Raw genomic sequence first — 20,463 nt, 5'->3', positions numbered from 1 at the left:
GCATAGGAAGCCCCGGTCGCCCGGGAAATATGCAGAAAGTACCAGTCTGCCGGTACCAAGGTAGTAGAGGGTTGTACCCGCGCCGCCACTAGCATGGCGCCACGCGCTGGTGATTGCCCCGGATAGGGCGTCGCGCGTGTCGAACCGCCATAACAACAAGATGAGGTGTGTCGTGACTCCACTCAAAGCCCTGCTGCTCAACCTCCTGCTGATCACCAGCCTGATCGGCTTCGACAAGGTCTTCGCCGCCGGCGACCTGACCCGCCGCACCCAGCCCCTGGCCGATCTGGTGCTGGGCTCGGAGGCCAGCGACTACAGCATGAGCCAGACCGAGTACCAGCTGGAAACCGGCAAGGCCTACCAGCTCAAGGTGATCTCCAACGGGCAGAAGGAATACGCCGTGCAGGCGCCGGAATTCGCCCAGAGCATCTACCTGCGCAAGGTCGAGGCCGGCGGCGTGGAGATCAAGGCGGTGACCCTCAACGAGCTGGAGTTCGAGGACGCCGGCGAGGCCGAGATCTTCTTCGTGCCGATCAAGCCGGGCAAGTTCCGCTTCTACGCCAAGGGCCTGGAAGGCAAGGGCATGCAGGGCTGGTTCATCGTCAAGTAGGCGGAGCCTGCGCATGTCCGCCCTGTGGCGCATCAACCTGCTGGTCGGCCTGTTCTTCGCCCTGGTCAGCCTGGTGTGCATGGCCGTGCTGCTGCGCCAGGCCGAGGCCGATGTGCAGCGCGAGCTGCGAGCCGCGCAGACCCTGGTCGACTACCTGCGTGACGAGGCGCGCAGCGATCCGGCCACCCTGCAGCAGCGCCTGACTAGCAGCCTGCGCCATGTGCGGGTGGAGTGGCTGCGCGCCGGGCAGGCCGCGCCGGCGCCCAGCACCGGCGTCGATGGCTGGTTGCAGCGCTGGCTGTATCCTCAGGCCGAGCCGAGCGGCCACGAGCTGCGCCTGGGCGATGGCCGGCGCCTGTACCTGGCGGTGGACCCGCGCGATGAAATCGCCGAGGTGCGCGAATCCTTGCTGCAACTGCTGGTGCTGTTCGCCCTGGCGCTGCTGATCAGCCTGCTGGCGATCCGCTGGGCGGTGCGTGGCGGCCTGCGGGTGGTCGAGCAGATGATCGTGGCCTTCGATCAGGTCTCCCACGGCCAGCTCTCGGCGCGTCTGCCGGGCCACGGCCTGCCCGAGGCGCGCCTGCTGGCCGGGCAGTTCAACCAGATGGCCAGCGCCCTGCAACGGGCCGAGGTGCAGAACGCCGAGCTGACCCAGGCGCTGCTCGACCTGCAGGAGCGCGAGCGCACCATCCTCGCCCAGACCCTGCACGACGACCTCGGCCAGTACCTCACCGGCATTCGCGCCCAGGTCTGCCTGCTGCGCGTGCTGCAGGACAACCCGCAGAGTCGCCAGGACACCCTGTGGCGCCTGGAGCGCGACTGCGAACACCTGCAGGACGGCTTCCGCCGCCTGGTGCGCGATCTCTACCCGGTGATGCTGGAGCACCTGGCGCTGCCCGAGGCCCTGCAGCAACTGGGCGCGCAGTGGCAGCAGAGCCAGGGCATTGATTGCCAGCTGCAGATCGCCAGCGACCTGCCGTCCCTGGCGCTGGCAGACAAGGCCCACCTCTACCGCCTGCTGCAGGAGGCGCTGACCAACGTGGCCCGGCATGCCCAGGCCAGCGTCGTGCGCATCCGCCTGCAGAGCCGCGGCGGGCGTCTGCGCCTGCTGGTGCGGGATAACGGCTGCGGGCAACCGGCGCAGCACAGCGGGGTCGGCCTGCGCTCGATGTACGAGCGCGCGCGTTGCCTCGGCGGGCGCCTGCGCGTGCTCAACCGGCGTGGCGCCGGCTGGGCGCTGTACCTGAACATTCCCCTGCGCGAGGTGCAGCCATGAAGATCCTCCTGGTCGACGATCACGCCGTGGTTCGCCAGGGCTACGCCAGCCTGTTGCGGGCGCTGCTGCCGCAGGTGCAGGTGAGCGAGGCGTGCAGCGGCGAGGAAGCACTGCAACGGGTACAGGAAAACATTCCCGGCTTGGTCATCATGGACATCGGCCTGCCCGGCATCAGCGGCCTGGAAACCACCCGCCGCCTGCGTCAGCGCCTGCCGCAACTGCGCGTGCTGTTCTTCAGCATGCACGACGAGCTGCCGCTGGTACGCCAGGCCCTGGAGGCCGGCGCGGCCGGCTACCTGACCAAGAATTCGGCGCCCGATGTGCTGGTCGATGCAGTGCGGCGGATCATGGCCGGGCACGCCTACATCGAACAGCCGCTGGCCACCCAGCTGGCCTGCCATCCACACGTCGGCGAAGGCCATGACCCGCGCCTGGCCGAGATGACCCAGCGCGAGTTCGAGATCTTCGTCATGCTCGCCCGCGGCCTGCCCACCCGGCAGATCGCCGAGAAGCTGTGCATCAGCGCCAAGACCGTGTCCAACCACATGACCCTGCTCAAGCACAAGCTGCAGGCCCGCTCCCAGGCCGAGCTGGTGCACCTGGCGATCGATACCGGAGTGATCCGGGTGGGGCAGGAGAGCGCCTAGCTGGGGCTGAGCCAGGCGGTGTCGGGGCTGGCTGCTCCTACGGTACGCGGGGCGGCTGGCGTGCGGTTCCTACGGCGTGGTTGAGGTGGCGTGCGGTGTGGCGGGTGGGCTGGTGCTTTCGTAGGAGCGGCTTTAGCCGCGAAGCTTTGCTGCTGCCTGAGAGTGTTCGCGGCTGAAGCCGCTCCTACGGTACGCGGGGTGGCTGGCGTGCGGTTCCTACGGCGGGGTTGAGGTGGTGTGCGGTGTGGTGGCTGGGCTGGTGCTTTCGTAGGAGCGGCTTCAGCCGCGAAGCCCTTGGCAATTCTCACCTTTGCCTCTCGCGCCCAGGGTGCAGGCTCTATGCTCCCTGCCAGGCTCATCACCCTGGAGGCAACGGAATGCCCCGTCCCACGCGAGCACTCGCCCATCGTCTGCGCATCGGCCGCTGCTCCGAGGCGGGGCGCATCTACCTGCTCACCGCCACACTGCTCGAACGCCAACCGCTGTTCCACGACGTCCACCTGGCCCGCCTGCTGGTGGCGCAACTGCGTGCCGCGCAGCAAGAGGGGCGGGTGGAATCCCTGGCCTGGGTGGTGATGCCCGATCACCTGCACTGGCTGGTGCGCCTGCAACGTGGTTCGCTGGACGAGTTGATGCAACGGCTCAAGGGCGGCAGCGCGCGCAGCATCAATGCCCGGCTCGGCAGGCGTGGGCCGCTGTGGCAACACGGCTACCACGACCGGGCGTTGCGTGAGGAAGAGGACCTGCAAGCAATGGCGCGCTACGTGGTGGCCAACCCGCTGCGGGCCGGTTTGGTTGAGCGGGTTGGCGATTACCCGTTGTGGGATGCGGTGTGGGTGTAGCCCGGCGAGATCTGGCTGGGGCGCGGTGTGGTGGGTTGGCTGCTTTCTCGTAGGAGCGACTTTAGCCGCGAAGCTCTCGTGTTGCTTGAGGGCGTTCGCGGCTGAAGCCGCTCCTACGGCGGGGTTGCGGTGGCGTGCGGTGTGGCGGGTGGGCTGGTGCTTTCGTAGGAGCGGCTTTAGCCGCGAAGCTTTGGTGCTGCCTGAGCGCGTTCGCGGCTGAAGCCGCTCCTACGGCGGGGTTGCGGTGGCGTGCGGTGTGGCGGGTGGGCTGGTGCTTTCGTAGGAGCGGCTTTAGCCGCGAAGCTTTGGTGCTGCCTGAGCGCGTTCGCGGCTGAAGCCGCTCCTACGGCGGGGTTGCGGTGGCGTGCGGTGTGGCGGGTGGCTGGTGCTCTCGTAGGAGCGGCTTTAGCCGCGAAGCTTTGGTGCTGCCTGAGGGTGTTCGCGGCTGAAGCCGCTCCTACGGGCGAGGGCGAGGGCGAGGGCGAGGTAGAGGTCGAAGGCGAGGTAGGGTGGGGAATTGGCCAGGGGATCGGCGGTTCTTATTCCCAATCCACCGGGCAGTCGCGGCAGCCTGCCATGTTGGTGCCTTGGAAGGTCGCGTAGTGGCGGCGGGCGCCGCTCAGGGTGGCGTTTTCTAGGTTGGCGTCGCCGAGCTTGCTTTCCTGCAGGTTGGCGTCGCTGAGGTCGGCGCCCTTGAGGTCGGCCTTGCTCAGCCAGGCCATTTCCAGGTCGGCGGCCTGCAGGTTGGCGTTGTGCAGCTTGGCCCCGGACAGGCGGGCGAACTGCAGGTTGGCGCCGCGCAGGTCGGCGCCGTGGAATTGCGCGGCCTGGCCGTACAGGCTCCAGGCATTGATGGAAACCAGCCGTGCGCCGCTCAGGTCGGCCAGGCGCAGGTTGCTCTGTTGCAGGCTGGCGCGGCTGAGGTTGGCGCCCTGCAGCTGGGCTTTTTCCAGGTTGGCCAGGTCCAGCTGGGTGTGGCGCAGGGTGGCGCCGCGCAGGTCGGCGCCGGCCAGGTTGATCTTGCGCAGGTCGAGGTTGCTCAGGTCGGCATTGCGCAGGTCGGCGCCCGGGCACTGGCTGCGGGCTTCGAGGCGGCAGCCGTTGAGGATCGGTACGCCGTCGTCATCTTCGGCGAGGGCGTAGCTGCCGGCCAGCAGCAGGGCGGTCGGCAGGATCAGGTGCAGGTAGTTCATCACGGGTTCTCCAGGGTGTGCCGCGTGCCGGGTCACGCGGCGCAAGAGCGGCGCTGTGGGCAGAGGCGCAGCGCCGGGTGGCAAGGCCGGGGGCAGAGGCACCCGGCAGACACAACCTGTTCAACGTCTCGCGCGGGGGCGTCGCATTGCCCGGCCCTTGTGTGCGCACGGCGCACCCAAGGGTGGAAAACCGTGCAGCGTTTCCACCCCTGAGCCAAGGCTGCAAGCGCACTCACGAGACCTTGAACAGCCACTCGCCTTAGCGGCTGGCGGTCTTGTCCCAGCTCGGCAGCTTGAACACCCAGAACGAACCACCCTGGGCCACCGGCTTGGTCAGTTCGGCCATCTCGCCGCCCCACAGCGGCACGGCGCCGCCGTAGCCGACGGTCACGCCGATGTACTGCTCGCCGTCCTGCTCCCAGGTGATCGGCGGGGAGATGATTCCGCTGCCGGTCTGGAAGCTCCACAGCTCCTTGCCGTTCTTGGCGTCGAAGGCCTTGAAGAAGCCGTCGCCGGTGCCGGTGAACACCAGGTTGCCCTTGGTCGCCAGCACGCCGGCCCACAGCGGCAGTTTCTCCTTGTGTTGCCACACCACCTTGCCGGTGGTCGGGTTCAGCGCGCGCAGGATGCCGACGTGGTCGTCATACATGCGCTTGATGCGGAAGCCCTGGCCCAGGTAGGCGGAGCCCTTCTTGTAGCTGACTTCCTCGGTCCAGTAGTCCTCCTTCCAGTGGTTGGCCGGCACGTAGAACAGCCCGGTGTCCTGGCTGTAGGCCATGGGGTTCCAGTTCTTGCCGCCGAGGAAGGGCGGCGAGACTTCCACCGGCTTGCCGTGCTTCTCGCCCGGCTCCGGCAGCGGCGGGCGCTGGTTGGGGTTTTCCACCGGGCGGCCGGTCTTCAGGTCGATGTGGCTGGCCCAGGTGACGTTGTCGACGAAGGTGAAGGCGTTCTGCAGCTTGCCGTTGTTGCGGTCGACCACATAGAAGAAACCGTTGCGGTCGGCGTGGGCGGTGGCCTTGACGGTCTTGCCGTCCTTGCCCTGGTAGTCGAACAGCACCAGTTCGTTGTTGCCGGAGAAGTCCCAGGCATCGTTCGGCGTGTGCTGGTAGAACCACTTCACCTCGCCGGTGCTCGGGTCGACGCCGACCTGGCCGGAGGTGTACAGGCTGTCGTAGTCCTTTGGCTCGCCACCCTCGGCGGTGCGTGCCCAGCCGTTCCAGGGTGCCGGGTTGCCGGCGCCGACGATGATGGTGTTGCTTTCCGGGTCGAAGCTGGCGCTTTGCCACGGGGCGCCGCCGCCATGGCTCCAGGCCTCCTTCTTGCCGGTCGGCGAGTTCGGATCATCCGGCCAGGACGGCGCCTTGATATCGCCGGTGGGGGTGCTGTCCTTGCCGTTGAGGCGGCCCATGTGGCCCTCGACGAAGGGGCGCATCCACACTTCCTCGCCGGTGTCCGGGTCGCGGGCGAACAGCTGGCCGACCACGCCGAACTCGTCGCCGGAGCTGCCGTGGATCAGCAGGGTCTTGCCGCTGGTCTTGTCCTTGATCAGGGTCGGTGCGCCGGTCATGGTGTAGCCGGCGCTGTGGTCGCCGAACTTCTTCTTCCACACCACTTTGCCGGTGTCCTTGTTCAACGCCACGATGCTGGCGTCGAGGGTGCCGACGTAGATCTTGTCGCCATAGATGGCGGCGCCGCGGTTGACCACGTCGCAGCACGGGCGGATGTCATCGGGCAGGCGGTGGTTGTAGGTCCACAGGCGCTTGCCGGTCTTGGCGTCGAGGGCGAAGACCCGCGAGTAGGAGCCGGTGACGTAGATCACCCCGTCGCGCACGATGGCCTGGGACTCCTGGCCGCGCTGCTTCTCGTCGCCGAAGGAGAACGACCAGGCCGGGGTCAGCTTGAACACGTTGTCCGCGTTCACCTGGGCCAGCGGGCTCCAGCGCTGGGCGTTGGTGCCCAGGCCGTACTGCAGCACATCGCCGGTGGTCAGGTGGTCGTTGGCGATATCGTCCCAGGTCACGTTCTTGGCCTGGGCCGCGCCGGAGCCGGCCAGGGCCACGCCGAGGATCAGGCTGTGCAGGGCAAGGGCCAGAGGCTTGGCCGCGCTGGGTAACTGTCTTGTTGTCATGGTTGTGGTTCCCGTTGGTTGGTGAGCACGAGGCAGGCCGTCGGTACGGTTGCCCGGTGCGAGCCATAGTGGGAGCGCGGTGCCCGCCGCCGACACGGAAAAGCTCCCACCGAATGCGGGAAATATTCCCAGGCGGGGCATGACTTCGACCCGCTGCAAAAGAGGCGCGCCAGGCGGTCTATGGCGCTACTACCAAGGGAGTAGAGGATGGCCACCTAAGCAGCATTCTTCGCCGGCTTGTGCATTCCTACCATTTGGCCACGGCACTCGATCCGGGCGCCTGCCTTGCACAGCAACTCGAAGAGGTTGGAAGTCATGAACAACAACAACGCATTCCGCGTCCTGATCGCCTGGGCTGGCCTGAGCGTCTCCGCCTTCGCCCTGGCCCACGGCGATGTCACCCCGCAGGCGGTCAATACCGAAGGCCTGGAGCCCCTGGGCAAGGAATGGGTTGACGAGAATCCCTACCGCGAGCCCTACGCCAACCACAAGCTGGCGGTGGAAATCGGCAGCTCGGCCTACACCCAGAACTGCGCCCGCTGCCACGGCCTGGAAGCCATCTCCGGTGGCATCGCCCCGGACCTGCGCTACCTGGAAGCCGGCATCGAGGGTGACGAGTGGTTCAAGGAGCGGGTGATCAACGGTGCCGTGCGCGACGGCGCGGTGTACATGCCGAAGATGGCCGAGTTCATCAGCCAGGAAGGCCTGTGGGCCATCCGTAGCTACCTGGAAAGCCTCAAAGTCGAAGAGTAACCGCCATGCGCCTGCTCGCTTTGCTGTGTGGCCTGGCCCTGCTCTGCACGCAGGCCCAGGCTCAGGTGCGCAGCTTTGACGACATGCTCGATTCGGGCGTGCTCAAGGTCGCCGTGTACGAGAACTTCCCGCCCTACAGCTTCCTGCAGGGCGGCAAGGCCCAAGGCGTGGACGTCGACCTGGCGCAGAACCTGGCCAAGGGGCAGGGCCTGCAGCTCGAGCTGCTGTGGGTCACGCCGGGCGAGAAGCTCGACGACGACCTGCGCAACGTCATCTGGAAGGGCCACTACATGCGCCCCGGCGTGATGGCCGACCTGATGCTGCGGGTGCCCTATGACCGCGAGTTCTCCAATCGGCGCAACGACGTCGGCGAGCTGGCCAACGAGCAGGTGGTGATGTTCGGCCCCTACCAGCGCGAGCGCTGGCAGGTGGTGCACGACAGCCGCCGGCTGCCGCAACTCGACACCATCGGTCTGTTCCAGTACCACAAGGTCGGCGTCGAGGTGGACAGCGTGCCGTCCTTCTACCTGACCTCGGTGCTCGGCGGCCGCCTCAGCGGCATGACCGAACACTACGCCAACACCCGCGAGGCCTTCGAGGCCATGCGCGGCGCCAAGGTCGACGCGGTGATGGCCCTGCGCGGCGAACTCGACTGGCTGCAGCATGAAACCGTCGACCCGCAACTGCACAACGCCGACAACACCTACCCCAACCTCGGCCAACCGGCCTGGGATATCGGCATGGCCGTGCACGAAAGCAACCGCCAGCTGGCCCACGCGGTGGACCAGCAGCTCGACGAAATGATCCGCGGCGGCGCGATGGAAAAGCTCTACGCCCGCTACGGCCTGCGCTACGAACTGCCGGGGCTGTACCAGGACGTCGAGTGAACGGCTTTGCTGTAGCAGGGGCCTTGGCCGCGACCTGAGCCGCATCGGGTTGCCTGGCCATCGCGGATGAATCCGCTCCCACAGGTAAAGCGATGCGCTTGTTTTTGTGGGAGCGGATTCATCCGCGATGAGAACTACCCAGGAGCAGCCCGCCGTTCACGGCCCGGGCCTCTCCTGCAACACGCCACACCCAATGGATTGAACGGAGGCACGATGCACAGACGCTCCCTGCTCCTCGGCCTGGCCGGCCTGCCGCTGCTGGCGGTGGCCGTCGAGGGTGATCCGCTGCCCTCGGTGATGTGGGACTTCCACCACAGCCGCCTGCTCGGCGGCGCGCCGTTCGTCTTCGATGAGCGGGTCCGGGTCAGCGTGCCGCCGTTCGCCGAGGACTCGCGCCAGGTGCCGGTGGAAGTCGACGCCCGCGCCTTGCCCGGACGCTTCAGCCGCATGCTGCTGTGGGCCGAACTCAACCCCATCCCGCAGGTGTTCACCCTCTACCCCAGCGCCGAGATCGTGCCGCTGCTGGCCATCCGCATCCGCGTCGAACAGGCCACGCCGATCCGCGCCGCGCTGCTCGGCGAAGACGGCGTGTGGCATGTCGGCTCGGCCTGGATCGATGCCGCCGGCGGCGGCTGCACCGCACCCAGCGTGGTGCGCGCCCAGCCCGGCTGGGAAGACCGCCTCGGCCAGGTGCTCGGCGGCAGCTTCGCCCGTGGCGCCAACCAGCGCCTGCGCCTGCAGGTTTCGCACCCCATGGACAACGGCCTGGTTGGCGGCGTGCCCGAGTTCTACCTCGACCGCGCCGAACTGCGCGCCAGCAACGGCGAGGTGCTGGCGCGCTTCGACCTGTTCCCGGCGGTCAGCGAGAACCCGACCCTGACCCTCGAAGTGCGCGGCCACCCCAGCACCCAGCTGTGGCTGCACGACAACAACGGCAACGAATTCCAGGCCGATTTGCAGCCCACGGCCAACCCCTAGGGTGCGCCGCGCGCACCGCCCACCCGACAGCCAAGGAAGCCAGACATGATCAAGGTCAGCGTGCTCTACCCCAACCACAGCGGCGTGCAGTTCGACTTCGGCTACTACTGCGGCCCGCACATGCTGCTGGTGCGCGAATGCCTGGGCGAGGCCTGCCAGGGCATCGCCGTGGACCAGGGCCTGGCCGGCGGCGAGCCGGGCCGCCCGGCTCCCTATGTCGCCGTCGGCCACCTGTTCTTCGCCAGCCTGGAGGCCTTCCAGCGCAGCTTCGCGCCGCATGCCGAACGGATCATGGCCGACCTGGCCAACTTCACCGATGCCCAGCCCCTGGTGCAGATCAGCGAAGTGCGCGAAAGCGCCTGTTGAACGACGCAGCGTACGTCCCGACCCGCCGCGTTCCGCCCGAGAGATGACGACCATGCGCCTCTTTATCCTGTTACTCGCGCTGCTGGGCAGCGCCAGCGCCCACGCCGAACTCGCCTACCAGCTGCAGCCCAGGCAGATCGCCGCCGGCACCTGGCTGCTGCAGGGCAGCACCGCCAACTTCGCCCAGGACAACGGCGCCAACATCGTCAACATCGCCTTCATCGAGACCGACGACGGCGTGGTGGTGATCGACAGCGGCCCGTCCAAACGCTACGGCGAGGCCCTGCGCCAGGCCATCGCCGCCACCAGCGGCAAGCCGGTCAAGCTGCTACTGCTGACCCACCACCACCCGGACCACGTGCTGGGCAACCAGGCCTTCGCCGACGTGCCCATCGCCGCCCTGGCCGGCACCCGCCAGTTGCTGGAGCAGCAGGGCAACGCCATGGCCGAGAACATGTACCGCCTGGTCGGCGACTGGATGCGCGGCACCGAAGTGGTACTGCCCAACCAGACCGTCGAGGCCGGCACCCTCGAAGTCGGCGGCCACCGCCTGCGCCTGCTGGCCCTGAGCGGCCACACCGGCGCCGACCTGGCCATCCTCGACGAGAGCACCGGCGTGCTGTTCGCCGGCGACCTGGTGTTCTACCAGCGCGCCCTGACCACCCCCAACAGCCCCGGCCTGGACGTATGGCTGGCGGATATCGCCACGCTGCAGGCGCTGCCCTGGAGGGTCATAGTCCCCGGCCACGGCCCGGTGGCGACGGACAAGCAACCCTTCGTGCAGATGCGCGACTACCTCGGCTGGCTCGATCAGGTGATGCGCGACGGCGCGGCCCAGGGCGCGGACATGAACGAGTTGCTGCGCACGCCGATCCCCGAGCGCTTCGCCGCGGTCAGCCTGAGCCGCTACGAGCTGATCCGCAGCGTCAGCCACCTGTATCCGCGCTATGAGCAGCAGGGCTTGGGCAGGGTGGACCAGCAGGAGTAGCGGGGCGGCTCGGGCGGGGGGGCGCGGCTGAAGCCGCTCCTACGACGAGGTCAGCGCCCGCCCAAACCCAGCAGGCAAGCCTCCGTAGCCTCACCCCGTAGGAGCGGCTTCAGCCGCGAAGCTTCCATGCTCCGCACCACGCTACTCCCTCACTCAACGCTCCCATCCGCCGGCGCATCCGCGGCTTTTGCCGCCGCGCTTCCCGCCTCTTCATCCCCCGCCGCCAGCACATCCACCGGCAGCAACAGCGTATCCAGCGCCGCATCCACCGGCACCGACACCAGGGTAACCAGCGGGCAAACCACCATCAGGTAGCACATCACCGTGGCGCCCTCGGCCTCGCCGCTGCCGCTGGTGGCGCCGAGCAAGACCATGTCCGCTTCCACCCCCTTGTAATAGTCACCCTGGCTGGCCTCACCGGCCCGGCCGAGAAAGGTGCCGCAGCCGGTCAGAGTGAAGGCGAGGGTGGCGAGAAAGAGTGTGCGCAGTGGGGAGGGCATATTGAGGTACTTTCAATATAAGTTGGGATAACGTTTGACATGAGAGGGTCGACCCGGCTTGCTGGGGCGAGTCCTCTCGATGGAAGGGTTAGGCATCAGTTCGTCAAACCTCGCAGAATGTTCTGTATACCGCTGGAGTCGAAGTTTGGTTGACTCAGTAACTGTTTGTAGAGCCTGTATTTGAAGGCAAGATCAACCACTTTGAATCTGGCCTCGGCTTGAGGAGTTAAATACCTCGGCAAGACGTCTTCTTGCAGCTTCATGCCAGCGTGCGCTACTCCATGCAGCCTCAGCAGAAAGCCAACCAAGCTGTCTTTGCCCCAACCTTCGTAGAACCATCCGGTTTGGTTAGGAAACCCAGCTGTATTCCAAGAATTTAGCGATTGATCTATAAAGTTTGAAAATACACAAACGTCGTTAACGACCACAAAGTCGGCTTGATCGATAGGGTCGATATTGCGTTCTGAGTAGAACTCGAGAATCTCAAACCCCGTTTCGATTGGCGAAGCTTTGCACTGCATCGAGAAGACGCCGAAAGGCACCCGCTTCGCCCACTCGGAAAGGGGGTGGTATTCGTTAGGAAGTGAGGTGGTTGTACGCCGAAGCTTCTTTACGGTAAGACCCTGCTCAAGCGCGCGATGGAGTTCTGCTTTGTCAGCGATATTTGGCTTTACTTCAACTACGGAGTCGACTCCTTCTGCCAAGAGGAGGCTAAACTTGTCCCGGGCACTAACCGTGTACGGATGGTTCGGAGCACAGATTACGCAGTCGATTGAGGCTGCGATGTTACCGAATGAATCGCGAACCTTGCCTTTTGCGATGCGATGAGGGAAGGGAAAGTAGCGAGCGAGGAATGTTTGAACGGCGTTCTCTCGAAACTCAGCAATTTCTTGTGATGTTCCTTTCCCCTGAATAGATGCTTTGCGGAACTCACTGGAGAGTTGCAACGCTTCCTCGCGAAGTAGTTCATACAAGTCGTTCATACGTCTCCTGTTTTAGGAACACCGAATCGAGGCCTTCTGATGCCTAGCTATAAATAGGCGACATAGATGACGTGATTTTCAGCGGCATTTATGTCGAATAACCTTCCTTGTCGTTTGCCAGGCCCTTGCCTTGCCCGAGCATTGTCGCAACAAACGTGACAGCACACAGAGCGTCAGGCAACAGTAATAACGGCAAGTCCCTTTGCACAAAAGAACAGTGCGTTGAGCCGCACGCTAGCCAGTTGCCAGCAGCCTGTCCAGACCCAGGCGCTCTGGCTCTGCGTAGGGTGCGCCGTGCGCACCGGGGCGGTTCGGTGTGGGGTGGTGCGTGCGGCGCACCGAGATACGGTGGCCGCGCCGGGGAGGCGGGGGTTATTGCAGGGTGAGGCTTTCGCCGCGTTCCTGTTGCCAGTCGTCCAGGCTGGGGGCGGCCTGGTCGCCGGCCATGCGGTGGATGATCTCGAAGTAGTCCTGCTTGAACGGGTCGGCCATCACATCGCTGCGGCTGCGCACGCGCACGGCGAGGATGCTCTGCACGTTCTGGTGGTCGAAGGCGCGCCATTGCTGCGGATCCTTGAGCAGGCTGTAGCTGTGGTCTTCGAGGGCCTTGATCAGGGTTTCGCTGTCCAGGCTGTTGCTGCGCCGCACGGCGTCGGCCCACTGGCGGACGATGGAGTAGGCGGAGGCGGTGGTGCTGCCGGGGTACTCCTGGTATTCGGCGATGTAGCGTTCGACGAAGGCCTGGCCTTGCGGGTTGTTGTCCTGCTTGGGCAGGTCCCAGGTCCATGCTTCGGTGCCGATCACATCTTCCATCACCAGCGGGCCGGCCTGCTGCACCACGCTCTTGGTCAGGTTGGGCACTATCACCTGCATGCGCTGCTTCAGGCCCATGTTGTGCACCAGGCGCATGCTGCGCTGCAGGTTCTCGCCGAGCAGGACCAGCACCAGCACGTCGGCCTCGCTCTTGGCGGCCTTGAGCAGGGCGTCGCGGTACTGGTCGCGGCGCACCAGGCCGGTGGGCAGGGCGGTGCGGCCGTGGCGGGCGCGGTCGGTGCTGCCGGTGGCCTGACGCAGGGCGCTTTCCATGCTGCGGCCCCAGGCGTCGTCGAGGATCACGTAGTGGTAACTGCGGCGCGGCATGTGCCAGGACAGGTATTCGCCGAGCACGCGGGCGCTCATCAGGGCGCTGTTGGATTCGCGGAACAGGTAGCGGTGGCCGGCCTGGCCGGTGACTTCGTTGGCGTAGCTCAAGGTGGCGAAATACAGCAGGCCGCGCTCGCGGGCACGCTGGCCGGCGGCGATGGCTTCTTCGCTGGTGGCGCCGCCGAAGACCATGCGCGCGCCCTGGCTGGCGAAGCGGTCGACGTTGGCGCGGGCCTGTTCGGCGCGCGAGGCGGTGTTTTCGCTGAGCAGCTCCAGCGGGCGGCCGAGCACGCCGCCTTCGCGGTTGATGGCGTCGACGGCGAGCAGGGCGCCGCGGCGCAGTTCCAGGCCTTCGTCCTTGTAGTTGCCGGTGCGCGGGTAGTTGAGGCCGATCTTCACGCTGTCGGCAGCGTAGGCGGGCAGGGTGAACAGGCCGGCGAGCAGCAGGCCGGTGAGCAGGCGGTGCATGGCGGCACTCCTTGTGGGCAGGAGCGGCTGTTGTACGGCGCCGGCGGCGGCGCGGCCATGCGCCCTTGTGCCCATGTGCGTGCGACTTAGGTTGGGGCCCCTCCTGCCGGGGATGGCGTGGGGGTTGTGATTGTGTGTGGGAGCGAAATTATTCGCGATGGGGGCGGCTCGGCGTGGTCTGGCTATCGCGGATGAATCCGCTCCCACAGAGGCTGGGTGGGGCGGGTAGGTGCGGGGGTGGCTGTGGCTGTGTGTGGGAGCGAATTTATTCGCGATGGGGGCGGCTCGGAGTGGCCTGGCTATCGCGGATGAATCCGCTCCCACGGGGATGGTGCTGGGCGGGTCGGTTTGGGGATGGTTGTGGCTGTGTATGTGGGAGCAAATTTATTCGCGACGGGGGCGGCTCGGAGTGGCTTGGCTATCGCGGATAAATCCGCTCCCACAACAGGTGTGCGGGGCGGGTATTGCTACCAAGGAACTAGGGAATTCGGCACTGCGGTCAATTGTTGGGCGGGCGCGGCAAACCAAGAATTCGCCGCAGACCGGGAAATTTTCCCGGACACAACAACAAGCCCGCAGAGGTAGCCGCAATGAAGCACAACGGTCTCACCCAACCCTTCGTCCGCACGGCGCTGTTTGCCGCGGTCACCCTGGCCAGCCTGACGGCGCAGGCCGGCGTGACTGATGAAGACATCAGCGCCAGTGGCAAGCGTAACGACCAGGTGGTGGTCAACGGCATCAACCAGCAGGGCCAGCGCTACAGCACTCTGGATACCTTGAACAGCAACAACGTCAAGGAACTGCGGCCGGTCTGGGCGTTGTCCTTCGGTGGCGAGAAGCAGCGCGGCCAGCAGGCCCAGCCGCTGATCAAGGACGGCGTGATGTACGTCACCGCCTCCTACTCGCGAGTATTCGCCGCCGATGCGCGCACCGGCAAGAAGCTCTGGCAGTACGACGCCCGCCTGCCGGACGGCATCATGCCGTGCTGCGACGTGATCAACCGCGGTGTGGCCCTGTACGGCGACCTGGTGATCTTCGGCACCCTCGACGCCAAGCTGGTGGCCCTGAACAAGGACACCGGCAAGGTGGTGTGGAAGAAGACCGTGGCCGACTACAAGGCCGGTTACTCCATCTCCGCGGCGCCGCTGATCGCCAAGGGCAAGCTGATCACCGGCGTGGCCGGTGGCGAGTTCGGCGTGGTCGGCAAGATCGAAGCCTACAACCCCACCAACGGCGAGCTGCTGTGGACCCGGCCGACCGTGGAAGGCCACATGGGCTTCGTCTACAAGGACGGCAAGCCGGTGGAGAACGGCATCTCCGGCGGCGCGCCGGGCAAGACCTGGCCGGGCGACCTGTGGAAGACCGGCGGCGCGGCGCCGTGGCTGGGCGGCTTCTACGACCCGACCACCGACTCGCTGTTCTTCGGCACCGGCAACCCGTCGCCGTGGAACTCGCACCTGCGCCCGGGCGACAACCTGTTCTCCTCCTCGCGCCTGGCGCTGAACCCGGAAGACGGCTCGATCAAGTGGCACTTCCAGACCACCCCGCACGACGGCTGGGACTACGACGGCGTCAACGAACTGGTGTCGTTCGACTACCAGGCCGGCGGCAAGACCGTGAAGGCAGCGGCCACCGCCGACCGTAACGGCTTCTTCTACGTGCTGGACCGCACCAACGGCGACTTCATCCGCGGCTTCCCCTTCGTCGACAAGATCACCTGGGCCAAGGGCCTGGACAAGACCGGCCGGCCGATCTACGACGAGGCCCACCGTCCGGGCGCGCCGGGTGACGCGAAGAAGGGCAGCTCGGTATTCGTCGCGCCGTCCTTCCTCGGCGGCAAGAACTGGATGCCGATGGCCTACAGCCAGGACACCGGGCTGTTCTACGTGCCGTCCAACGAGTGGGGCATGGACATGTGGAACGAGGGCGTGTCCTACAAGAAGGGCGCGGCCTACCTGGGCGCCGGCTTCACCATCAAGCCGCTGAACGAGGATTACATCGGCGTGCTGCGCGCCATCGACCCGAAGACCGGCAAGGAAGTCTGGCGCTACAAGAACTACGCGCCGCTGTGGGGCGGGGTGCTGGCGACCAAGGGCAACCTGGTGTTCACCGGCAACCCGGAAGGCTACCTGATGGCCTTCGACGCCAAGACCGGCAAGAAACTCTATGAGTTCAACACCGGCTCCGGCGTGATCGCCTCGCCCGTGACCTGGGAAATGGACGGCGAGCAGTACGTCACCGTGCTGTCCGGCTGGGGCGGCGCAGTGCCGCTGTGGGGCGGCGAAGTGGCCAAGCGGATCAAGAACCTCGACCAGGGCGGCATGATCTGGACCTTCAAGCTGCCCAAGGACCTGGTGGCCAAGAAGTAAGCGCAGCCGTTGACCCGAACCCGCCAGGGGGAGGGTGATGCGGTAAAGCACAACCCGGAGCCGACAGTGTCGGCCCCGGGTTTTTGCTTTTGGACCGGGCACTTTTCTGTGGGAGCGAATTTATTCGCGATGAGGGCGGCTCGGAGTGGCCTGGCTATCGCGGATAAATCCGCTCCCACAGGGGCGGGGTGGGGCGGGTGGCTTTGTAAGAGGGGCCTTGGCCGCGACGCTTTTTGCAGGCAGCTCGGTGCTGCCGACCTGTCGCGGCTGAAGCCGCTCCCACAGGGGAGCGCATGGCGTGCATCTCCTCCCAATGGCCAATCCGCACGGCGGGCTTCTACCACCAAGGTTCTATGGTGCCCGGCCGGCTGCCGTGCACCAATGCAGGTCTCGCCATCTAGTGACGGGGCGTGTCGCAAAGCCTGTGCGGCGCCCCCTTCCAGTCTGCAGTCAGTACGAGGTCAGGTATGCACGCACGCTCGTTTCGCCCCTGGTTGATCCCCTTGTTGCAGAGCGCTGCGGTGCTGCTGGGGGCGTGGTTCAGCTGGCCGCTGTGGCTGGCGCTCGGGCTGCTCTGCCTGCTGTTCTGGCTGCCGCTGTTGCGCCGTGCGCCGGTGGCCGAGCCGGTCGCCGAACAGGCCGACCTGCCCGGGCTGACCCGCGACCTGTCCCAGGCCACCAGCCACAATGCGCTGTCCGCCGCCGGGGTCAGCTTTGCCGTGCAGCGCCTGGCGCAGAAGCTGGAGTCGATGCTCGATGCCGCCGCGCGCATCGTCAGCAGCGCCGAGCAGATGATCGTCACCGAGAACGCCACCGCCGAACTCAGCCAGCAGGGCCTGGAGGCCTCCAGCACGGTACGGCAGAACAGCGACAGCGGGCGTTCCGGCCTGCAGCAGGCGATCACCTGCATGCACCAGTTGAGCCAGCGCGCCAGCAGCAGCCGCGAGCTGATCGAGCGGCTCAACCAGCGCAGCGAGGAAATCCAGCGGGTCACCCAGGTGATCCAGTCCATCGCCAGCCAGACCAACCTGCTGGCGCTCAACGCCGCCATCGAGGCGGCGCGCGCCGGCGAGCACGGCCGTGGCTTTGCCGTGGTCGCCGACGAGGTGCGCGGCCTGGCCGCGCGTACCGCCAGCGCCACCGAGGAAGTCGGCCTGATGGTGCGCGACATCCAGCAGGACACCTCGGCCGCGGTCGAGCAGATCCGCCAGCTGTCCGCCGACCTCGATGGCGGCGTGCAGCTGGTGGTGCAGGCCGGCGAGCAGCTGGACGGCATCGCCAGCCTGGCGCTGGGCGTGGAGGGGCAGATGCAGACCATCGCCAGCGGCGCGCGGGACAACCGCCTGGCGCTGGACGAGCTGTTCCACGCCGTCGAGCAACTGCGCGAGGACCTGGCCGCCAGCGACGAGCAGACCGAGCGCCTGAGCGTGGCGGCCAGCGCCCTGGAGGGCCAGGCCGAGGCGATCAGCGAGCGGCTGGCCGAGGTCGGCCTGGATGATTACCACCAGCGCGTCTACAACCTGGCGCGCGAGGGCGCCCAGCGCATCGCCGAACGCTTCGAGGCGGACCTGGCCAACGGCCAGATCAGCGAAGGCGCGCTGTTCGACCGCCACTACAAGCCGCAGCCGGGCAGCGACCCGCAGCGCTTCACCACGGCCTTCGACCGCTATGCCGACAGCGTGCTGCCGGGCATCCAGGAGCCGCTGCTGAGCCAGCACGAGGGCCTGGTGTTCGCCATCGCCTGCACCCCGGAAGGCTATGTGCCGACCCACAACCAGGCGTTCAGCCAGGCGCCCACCGGCGACCCGCAGCACGACCGCCTGCATTGCCGCAGCAAGCGCCTGTTCAACGACCGCACCGGCCGCCGCTGCGGCAGCCACCAGCAACCGTTGCTGCTGCAGACCTACACCCGCGACACTGGCGAGCTGATGCATGACCTGTCGGTGCCGATCCAGATCCGCGGCCGGCATTGGGGCGGCCTGCGCCTGGGCTACCGGCCGGAGGCGGCGCGGCGCTGACCGTTGCTGGTGGAGGGGCTTGGTCGTGATGCTCCTGGGGCGCTTCGGCGTTGCCTGGTTTCGCGGCTGAAGCCGCTCCTACGGCGAGGTTTCGGGGCGCTTCATCGTTCAGGCGGGGCTCCCGTCTTTTGTGGGAGCGGCTTCAGCCGCGATGCTTTTGGAGGGCGCGGTGTCGTCGAGGCCCTCCCGCAAGAGGTTGCCTGCCGCTGCATGGCTCGGGCTGGCACATGCCGCTGTAGGAGGGGCCTTGGCCGCGACGCCTTGGGGCCGCTCGGCGCCGTCTGTCTTCGCGGCTAAAGCCGCTCCTACGCCATTTTTCTGCTGCATGGCCCCCTTGCGCCCATGCCAGAGCCTCGCGCGGCATCTACTACCAAGGAACTAGCCCATCTATGCCATGGGCGCATACCGACGCTTTGCGCAGGGTGTCTATGATCAATCCATGTCCTGCACCACGTCCCGGTGCAGGCGCTTACAAAAACAGAGGCCTCGATCATGATCTACGCAAACCCTGGCTCCGCTGGCTCCATCGTTACCTTCAAGCCGCGTTACGGTAATTACATCGGCGGCGAGTTCGTGGCGCCGGTCAAGGGCGAGTATTTCACCAACACCTCGCCGGTCACCGGTGAAGTGATCGCCGAGTTCCCCCGTTCCGGTGCCGAAGACATCGAGCGCGCCCTGGACGCCGCCCATGCCGCCGCCGACGCCTGGGGCAAGACCTCGGTGCAGGACCGTGCCCTGATCCTGCTGAAGATCGCCGACCGCATCGAGGCCAACCTGGAGCTGCTGGCCGTCGCCGAAACCTGGGACAACGGCAAGGCCGTACGCGAAACCCTGAACGCCGACGTACCGCTGTCCGCCGACCACTTCCGCTACTACGCCGGCTGCATCCGCGCCCAGGAAGGCAGCACCGCCGAGATCAACGAACACACCGCCGCCTACCACTTCCACGAGCCGCTGGGCGTGGTCGGGCAGATCATCCCGTGGAACTTCCCGCTGCTGATGGGCGCCTGGAAGCTGGCCCCGGCCCTGGCCGCCGGCAACTGCATCGTGCTCAAGCCGGCCGAGCAGACCCCGCTGTCGATCACCGTGCTGCTGGAGGTCATCGGCGACCTGCTGCCGCCGGGCGTGCTCAATGTGGTGCAAGGCTTCGGCCGCGAAGCCGGTGAGGCCCTGGCCACCAGCAAGCGCATCGCCAAGATCGCCTTCACCGGCTCGACCCCGGTCGGCTCGCACATCCTCAAGTGCGCCGCCGAGAACATCATCCCGAGCACCGTGGAGCTGGGCGGCAAGAGCCCGAACATCTTCTTCGAAGACATCATGCGCGCCGAGCCGTCCTTCATCGAGAAGGCCGCCGAAGGCCTGGTGCTGGCCTTCTTCAACCAGGGCGAGGTGTGCACCTGTCCGTCGCGCGCCCTGGTGCAGGAGTCGATCTACGACGCCTTCATGGTCGAGGTGATGAAGAAGATCAAGCAGATCAAGCGCGGCAACCCGCTGGACACCGAGACCATGGTCGGCGCCCAGGCCTCGCAGCAGCAGTTCGACAAGATCCTGAGCTACATGGACATCGCCCAGCAGGAAGGCGCGCAGATCCTCACCGGCGGCGGCGCCGAGCGCCTGGAAGGCAACCTGGCCACCGGTTACTACATCCAGCCGACCCTGCTCAAGGGCCACAACAAGATGCGCGTGTTCCAGGAAGAGATCTTCGGCCCGGTGGTCAGCGTCACCACCTTCAAGGACGAAGCCGAGGCCCTGGCGATTGCCAACGACACCGAGTTCGGCCTGGGTGCCGGCCTGTGGACCCGCGACATCAACCGCGCCTACCGCATGGGCCGCGGCATCAAGGCCGGTCGCGTGTGGACCAACTGCTACCACCTGTACCCGGCGCACGCCGCGTTCGGTGGCTACAAGAAGTCCGGCGTCGGCCGCGAAACCCACAAGATGATGCTCGACCACTACCAGCAGACCAAGAACCTGCTGGTCAGCTACGACATCAACCCGCTGGGCTTCTTCTAAGCAATCAGCCCCGGGCTGCCGGGGCTTCGTAGGGTGCGCCGTGTGCACCATGTGCCCCGCACGGGCCTTGTGGTGCGCGCGGCGCACCCTACGCTTTCTACCTGCCGGCGGACGCTCCGCCGCCGGCGGCTGGTGTGTCTTGGCGGGTGGCGCTGCGTACGCCCCCGCCGTTTTTATCGATGCGCTTGCGAGTGCGTTCTGCCCATGCTGCTTACCTACTCCCAGGTGTGGCAGATCCCTATCGATGCGCGGCCCAGGCCGCGTTTTTTTATGCCTGCGCCAAGCACCTGCCTTTGTGGGA

The 20,463-nt window shown here is 66.5% G+C and carries 17 protein-coding genes; 12 read left to right on the top strand and 5 right to left on the bottom strand.

Annotated features, from left to right (window positions below):
• Positions 1–172: 172 nt before the first annotated feature.
• The 4 genes from F3I16_RS20160 (at position 173) to F3I16_RS20145 (ending at position 3,375) form a co-directional block, all read left to right on the top strand.
• Complete coding sequence (locus F3I16_RS20160) at positions 173–610, top strand: copper-binding protein (RefSeq protein WP_160495315.1); 438 nt, start codon at positions 173–175, stop codon at positions 608–610.
• Between the two features lie 13 nt (positions 611–623).
• Complete coding sequence (locus F3I16_RS20155; protein ID WP_160495314.1) at positions 624–1,886, top strand: histidine kinase; 1,263 nt, start codon at positions 624–626, stop codon at positions 1,884–1,886.
• Positions 1,883–2,533, top strand: a complete 651-nt coding sequence (locus F3I16_RS20150; RefSeq protein WP_160495313.1) for a response regulator transcription factor — start codon at positions 1,883–1,885, stop codon at positions 2,531–2,533. Before F3I16_RS20155 ends, F3I16_RS20150 begins: the two co-directional genes overlap by 4 nt.
• 377 nt (positions 2,534–2,910) lie before the next feature.
• Positions 2,911–3,375, top strand: coding sequence for a transposase (locus F3I16_RS20145; RefSeq protein WP_160495312.1), 465 nt, complete (start codon positions 2,911–2,913; stop codon positions 3,373–3,375).
• 539 nt (positions 3,376–3,914) lie between these two features.
• Here the strand turns inward: F3I16_RS20145 and F3I16_RS20140 are convergent.
• Positions 3,915–4,568 carry a pentapeptide repeat-containing protein gene (locus tag F3I16_RS20140; RefSeq protein ID WP_160495311.1) on the bottom strand — a complete coding sequence of 218 codons (654 nt, stop codon included), beginning with the start codon at positions 4,566–4,568 and terminating at the stop codon, positions 3,915–3,917.
• 259 nt (positions 4,569–4,827) lie between these two features.
• The gene (gene exaA, locus F3I16_RS20135; RefSeq protein WP_160495310.1) at positions 4,828–6,696 is read right to left on the bottom strand and encodes a quinoprotein ethanol dehydrogenase; all 1,869 of its coding nucleotides are present in this window, start codon (positions 6,694–6,696) and stop codon (positions 4,828–4,830) included.
• A 315-nt stretch (positions 6,697–7,011) separates the two neighbouring features.
• Between exaA and pedF the strand changes: the two genes are divergently transcribed.
• The 5 genes from pedF to F3I16_RS20110 all read left to right on the top strand — a co-directional run bounded on the left by pedF (position 7,012) and on the right by F3I16_RS20110 (position 10,668).
• Positions 7,012–7,449, top strand: coding sequence for a cytochrome c-550 PedF (gene pedF, locus F3I16_RS20130; RefSeq protein WP_160495309.1), 438 nt, complete (start codon positions 7,012–7,014; stop codon positions 7,447–7,449).
• A gap of 5 nt (positions 7,450–7,454) precedes the next feature.
• Positions 7,455–8,336, top strand: coding sequence for an ABC transporter substrate-binding protein (locus F3I16_RS20125; RefSeq protein WP_160495308.1), 882 nt, complete (start codon positions 7,455–7,457; stop codon positions 8,334–8,336).
• Between the two features lie 213 nt (positions 8,337–8,549).
• The gene (locus F3I16_RS20120; RefSeq protein ID WP_160495307.1) at positions 8,550–9,314 is read left to right on the top strand and encodes a quinoprotein dehydrogenase-associated SoxYZ-like carrier; all 765 of its coding nucleotides are present in this window, start codon (positions 8,550–8,552) and stop codon (positions 9,312–9,314) included.
• Positions 9,315–9,359: 45 nt separating this feature from the next.
• A complete protein-coding gene (locus F3I16_RS20115; protein ID WP_160495306.1) occupies positions 9,360–9,680 on the top strand; it encodes an EthD family reductase in 321 nt (106 codons plus the stop codon).
• A 52-nt stretch (positions 9,681–9,732) separates the two neighbouring features.
• Entirely contained in the window at positions 9,733–10,668 is a 936-nt protein-coding gene (locus tag F3I16_RS20110; RefSeq protein ID WP_160495305.1) for a quinoprotein relay system zinc metallohydrolase 1, read from the top strand.
• Positions 10,669–10,817: 149 nt separating this feature from the next.
• On the opposite strand, the gene F3I16_RS20105 is transcribed toward F3I16_RS20110, so the two are convergent.
• The 3 genes from F3I16_RS20105 to F3I16_RS20095 form a co-directional block, all read right to left on the bottom strand.
• Positions 10,818–11,168 (bottom strand): YceK/YidQ family lipoprotein, encoded by a 351-nt coding sequence (locus F3I16_RS20105; protein WP_160495304.1) that lies wholly within the window; start codon positions 11,166–11,168, stop codon positions 10,818–10,820.
• A gap of 95 nt (positions 11,169–11,263) precedes the next feature.
• Positions 11,264–12,151 (bottom strand): DUF6602 domain-containing protein, encoded by an 888-nt coding sequence (locus F3I16_RS20100; protein WP_160495303.1) that lies wholly within the window; start codon positions 12,149–12,151, stop codon positions 11,264–11,266.
• Positions 12,152–12,523: 372 nt separating this feature from the next.
• On the bottom strand, positions 12,524–13,762 hold the full coding sequence (locus F3I16_RS20095) for an ABC transporter substrate-binding protein (protein WP_160495302.1): 1,239 nt from the start codon (positions 13,760–13,762) through the stop codon (positions 12,524–12,526).
• A 590-nt stretch (positions 13,763–14,352) separates the two neighbouring features.
• On the opposite strand from F3I16_RS20095, the gene F3I16_RS20090 reads away from it, so the two are divergent.
• The 3 genes from F3I16_RS20090 to F3I16_RS20080 all read left to right on the top strand — a co-directional run bounded on the left by F3I16_RS20090 (position 14,353) and on the right by F3I16_RS20080 (position 20,162).
• A complete protein-coding gene (locus tag F3I16_RS20090) occupies positions 14,353–16,131 on the top strand; it encodes a PQQ-dependent methanol/ethanol family dehydrogenase (RefSeq protein WP_160495301.1) in 1,779 nt (592 codons plus the stop codon).
• 467 nt (positions 16,132–16,598) lie between these two features.
• Positions 16,599–18,149, top strand: coding sequence for a methyl-accepting chemotaxis protein (locus F3I16_RS20085; protein ID WP_160495300.1), 1,551 nt, complete (start codon positions 16,599–16,601; stop codon positions 18,147–18,149).
• A 492-nt stretch (positions 18,150–18,641) separates the two neighbouring features.
• Positions 18,642–20,162 (top strand): aldehyde dehydrogenase family protein, encoded by a 1,521-nt coding sequence (locus tag F3I16_RS20080; RefSeq protein WP_160495299.1) that lies wholly within the window; start codon positions 18,642–18,644, stop codon positions 20,160–20,162.
• The last annotated feature ends 301 nt before the right edge of the window (positions 20,163–20,463 follow it).

It is taken from the genome of Pseudomonas sp. L-22-4S-12 (assembly GCF_009799935.1).
Lineage (GTDB): Bacteria > Pseudomonadota > Gammaproteobacteria > Pseudomonadales > Pseudomonadaceae > Aquipseudomonas.
The sequence above is the reverse complement of the archived record's forward strand: the minus strand, read 5'-3'. Positions and strand labels throughout refer to the sequence as shown.

Coding starts and splice junctions, on each gene's coding strand:
- F3I16_RS20145 (WP_160495312.1), top strand. CDS start 2,911: ATGCCCCGTCCCACGCGAGCACTCGCCCATCGTCTGCGCATCGGCCGC.
- F3I16_RS20125 (WP_160495308.1), top strand. CDS start 7,455: ATGCGCCTGCTCGCTTTGCTGTGTGGCCTGGCCCTGCTCTGCACGCAG.
- F3I16_RS20115 (WP_160495306.1), top strand. CDS start 9,360: ATGATCAAGGTCAGCGTGCTCTACCCCAACCACAGCGGCGTGCAGTTC.
- F3I16_RS20090 (WP_160495301.1), top strand. CDS start 14,353: ATGAAGCACAACGGTCTCACCCAACCCTTCGTCCGCACGGCGCTGTTT.
- F3I16_RS20120 (WP_160495307.1), top strand. CDS start 8,550: ATGCACAGACGCTCCCTGCTCCTCGGCCTGGCCGGCCTGCCGCTGCTG.
- F3I16_RS20110 (WP_160495305.1), top strand. CDS start 9,733: ATGCGCCTCTTTATCCTGTTACTCGCGCTGCTGGGCAGCGCCAGCGCC.
- pedF (WP_160495309.1), top strand. CDS start 7,012: ATGAACAACAACAACGCATTCCGCGTCCTGATCGCCTGGGCTGGCCTG.
- F3I16_RS20095 (WP_160495302.1), bottom strand. CDS start 13,762: ATGCACCGCCTGCTCACCGGCCTGCTGCTCGCCGGCCTGTTCACCCTG.
- F3I16_RS20105 (WP_160495304.1), bottom strand. CDS start 11,168: ATGCCCTCCCCACTGCGCACACTCTTTCTCGCCACCCTCGCCTTCACT.
- F3I16_RS20155 (WP_160495314.1), top strand. CDS start 624: ATGTCCGCCCTGTGGCGCATCAACCTGCTGGTCGGCCTGTTCTTCGCC.
- F3I16_RS20100 (WP_160495303.1), bottom strand. CDS start 12,151: ATGAACGACTTGTATGAACTACTTCGCGAGGAAGCGTTGCAACTCTCC.
- F3I16_RS20080 (WP_160495299.1), top strand. CDS start 18,642: ATGATCTACGCAAACCCTGGCTCCGCTGGCTCCATCGTTACCTTCAAG.
- F3I16_RS20085 (WP_160495300.1), top strand. CDS start 16,599: ATGCACGCACGCTCGTTTCGCCCCTGGTTGATCCCCTTGTTGCAGAGC.
- F3I16_RS20140 (WP_160495311.1), bottom strand. CDS start 4,568: ATGAACTACCTGCACCTGATCCTGCCGACCGCCCTGCTGCTGGCCGGC.
- exaA (WP_160495310.1), bottom strand. CDS start 6,696: ATGACAACAAGACAGTTACCCAGCGCGGCCAAGCCTCTGGCCCTTGCC.
- F3I16_RS20150 (WP_160495313.1), top strand. CDS start 1,883: ATGAAGATCCTCCTGGTCGACGATCACGCCGTGGTTCGCCAGGGCTAC.